Consider the following 3,294-nt stretch of genomic DNA (forward strand, 5'->3'; position numbering starts at 1 on the left):
TGCTTTAAGAATCAGATTCTAAATCTTATTGGCGCAAGTGAAGGAACCTACAGCCATGCGGACGGTTATTATTCCATTGTCGTGTTATTTATGCCTGAGGGATAAAGACTGGTGGGACGGGACAGGCAGAAATTTATGAATTCAATAACGCCGATGGAAAATATAAATTAGTTCTCATAAATAACAGGGTCACAGGTTTGATTTTTGAAAATGACAACAGGCAAAATCCAACTGCTGGGAGGGTGCTATATAAAAATGAAGCTGAATTTAACAAAGATGTTAAAGATATTATAACTTTGGCTCAATCTATGGGAGCTTACCTGCACCATGACAGAACCGCAGGCGAGATGAATCATATACATTACAGGGTTGAATCGAATGGCGCATTTGGAACGGATTTTAATGTTTATACTTATTTAACAGACAGACTTAAGAACAATTACGGTTATTATTCGATAATGATTATTTCTGACATGGATTCTGCTCTCCTCCTTATGCCGCCGCCTCCGATGGGTGATCGGGGTAGCAATTTACATTGAATAGATCCGCATTAGACTACTTAAACGTTATCATTGTATCGGCGGCATTACGTGGCGAAGGGCTGGTAACCGCATCTGGGACAATCATGCCCACGCGAACCAATAAGACGGCACTGTGATCGGGGGGAAGGTCAAGCTCATCCTTCAGGTTCTGGTTCAGATTTTCAATAGGACCAAGATATATCCGTGCGCCATAACCCAGAGCCAGCGCCGTCAGATTGATGCTTTGCGCCGCAACCGAGCAGTCAATTATTTGGACATAGTTAGTTTTACCATCACCTTTGGCAGAAACAACTATAAGTACATTGCCATTTGCCGTTTCACGCAGTATTTTCTGCGCCAGTTCCGCGTCTTGCACCACAGTAAAATGCCAAGACTGCCGGTTTCCTGTGCTGGGGGCGCGAACAGCAGCTTGCAGGATTCTATCCAAATCCGCCTTAGGTATTTCACCGGCAGTAAAAGCGTCTCTCGGCGTTGCAGAGTTATTGGTAATTACCTCAAGGGGAATCAAAGAGGAAGCGCTGGTCTGCTGGTTGGACGCAGAATCCCTTGAATGTCCGGTACACGCAGAAAATGCACACGCAAATACAGACACAAACACGACAAAAAGAATTGATTTTTTCATAAAATACCTCTTAATTTGTGTTATACAAGAAATAAATTATTTTTACAAGTTTAAATGTCATACCTCCCCTTACTTAAACAAAAGTTTAACTTGATTTTATGGAACGTTTATGGTCATTCAATGTTAGTAAAACTATCCTTCGATTATGATGAAACATCAGTATTTATTTTTCGGTATAGCCTTGAGTATGTGTATGTATGTTACAGGCTTATTGGAAGCTCAGAACAACCAAATTGTCAAAGAGCTTACCATTGATGATGCGGTTAGAATTGCACTGGAAAAGAATCTTACCCTTCAACAAACTGCCATTGACTTGGGCGGAAGAAAACGCGCGTCTGACAGATCGTGGAATAGCCTTATACCGTCAATAGGAGCGGGAGCAATGGTAAGCCATCCCACGTCAATTACCGATTCTCTTCCGCAGGGGCAGGATTCCTGGACGCCGGGTTTTCAGGTATCGGCGTCGTTAACCCTTTCTGTTTCAATCATTGATAACATTAAAAAGGCAAAGTCTGACTACGAGGTGGGAGTAATCGGTTACGAACAGGCAAGACAGGAACTTGAAATACAGGTGCGTAAACTCTTTTACCAGATTATCCTCTTAAACGCCAACAGGGAACTTGCGGCTCTCAGCCTTGAAAACGCGCAAGCCCGTTATGAGCAAAGCGTCTCCCTTGCCCGTGTCGGGCAAGCCACCCGGCTTGACGAAATGTCTGCGCGGGTAGATATGGAAAACAAAAAGCCCGCCCTCCGAAACGCGCAGACGGCTTATGAAAACGTAATGGATTCATTTAAGGCTTTATTGGGTATGCCTGTGAAAATCAAGAGCCAATTTTATCTGCTGGTTGCCGGAATTATTATTCTTCCCGTTCTGGCTTTTACCGTGAACTCGATTTATATGCGCTATATTTCCACTTATGGAAAGTACAGGGAAGAATTTGAAGAACTTCTGCGCCTGAGGGAACTCGCAGGATTGCCCGCTCCCCCGATTTTTCCTCGCCTTGTGCCGTTTTTATTTTTGATAATCGTTATATTATTTGTCATAATCGTGTCTCTGATAATCGCGCGTTCAATTACCAGGTCGGTAGCTCTGCTTGAAGATTCCACAAGGCGTATTGCCAATGGCGAATTGGAACTGGCGGTCGATATAAAAGGAAGCAATGAAATTACCTCCCTCACCAATTCGCTCAATATAATGCGTAACAGCCTGAAGGAAGAAGAGCGCAAGCGTTACTTGTTTATTATGGGTATTACGCACGACCTTAAAACGCCGCTTGCGCTGATAAAGGCGAATGTCGAGGCTATAGAGGATGGGATTGCGGACAACCCCGATGATCAAAAACATTCCCTTCATATTATCAACAATAAAGTAGATGAACTGGAAGGGATGATCAATAATCTTCTTGATTTTGTAAAAATGGATTCAGCCGAAGCAGAAAAGAATGTGCAGATGACGAATCTTAAATCGTTTCTTTCTTCATTCATTGAACGTATTACCATTGACGCTGAATTATTGCGGCATAAGGTTGAAGCAAATGTCAATCTTCCAGACTCGCTCGTCGTTAAGATGGACAGCCTTCTTATACAGCGGGCGTTGGATAATATCGTGAACAATTTTATCCGTTATACGCAGGATGGTTCCTGCCTTTTCATTAATGCCGAATTTTCCGCCGGGCAGATCAAGCTAACCATATCAGATAACGGAAATGGCATAAATCAAAAAGACCTGCCTTATATTTTTGATTTGTTTTACCGTGGAAGCGCGTCAAGGGGGGAACAGGGTATGGGCATGGGGCTTGCGGTGGCAAAATCAATCTTTGATTCCCACGGCTGGTCAATTTCGGCTACAGCGGAAAAAGACAAGGGCAGTTGCTTTACTATTATCATTCCTAAGGCTGAGGCATTATGAAATACACCGGTATTCAATTAATGGAAAGCGCCCCTGTATCAAAAGCCATTATACGGCTTGCCCTGCCGATGATGGCGGCTATGCTTGCCCAATCAATTTACAACATGACGGATATGTTTTTTATAGGGCAAACCGGAGACCCCAATTTGGTTGCGGCAATTTCGCTGGTCTTTCCTGTTTTTATGCTTTCGCAGGCTCTTGGTAACGTGTTCGCCGTAGGT

Annotated in this window: 4 protein-coding genes; 3 read left to right on the top strand and 1 reads right to left on the bottom strand. The window is 43.4% G+C overall.

What is annotated here, in order from left to right; genetic code table 11:
* The first annotated feature begins 197 nt into the window (after positions 1–197).
* A complete protein-coding gene (locus ACYVRH_RS11345) occupies positions 198–539 on the top strand; it encodes a hypothetical protein (RefSeq protein ID WP_461257027.1) in 342 nt (113 codons plus the stop codon).
* Between the two features lie 16 nt (positions 540–555).
* Here ACYVRH_RS11345 and ACYVRH_RS11350 read toward each other — a convergent pair whose 3' ends face one another.
* Positions 556–1,164: a nitroreductase family protein gene (locus tag ACYVRH_RS11350; protein ID WP_461257028.1), complete on the bottom strand. Its 609-nt coding sequence runs from the start codon at positions 1,162–1,164 to the stop codon at positions 556–558.
* A 193-nt stretch (positions 1,165–1,357) separates the two neighbouring features.
* Here ACYVRH_RS11350 and ACYVRH_RS11355 point away from each other — a divergent pair, with 193 nt between their 5' ends.
* Both ACYVRH_RS11355 and ACYVRH_RS11360 read left to right on the top strand, forming a co-directional pair.
* The gene (locus ACYVRH_RS11355) at positions 1,358–3,073 is read left to right on the top strand and encodes an ATP-binding protein (RefSeq protein WP_461257029.1); all 1,716 of its coding nucleotides are present in this window, start codon (positions 1,358–1,360) and stop codon (positions 3,071–3,073) included.
* A partial coding sequence (locus tag ACYVRH_RS11360; protein ID WP_461257030.1) for an MATE family efflux transporter occupies positions 3,070–3,294 on the top strand: 225 nt, incomplete at its 3' end. The genes ACYVRH_RS11355 and ACYVRH_RS11360, both read left to right, overlap by 4 nt.

It is taken from the genome of Treponema sp. R80B11-R83G3 (assembly GCF_054786115.1).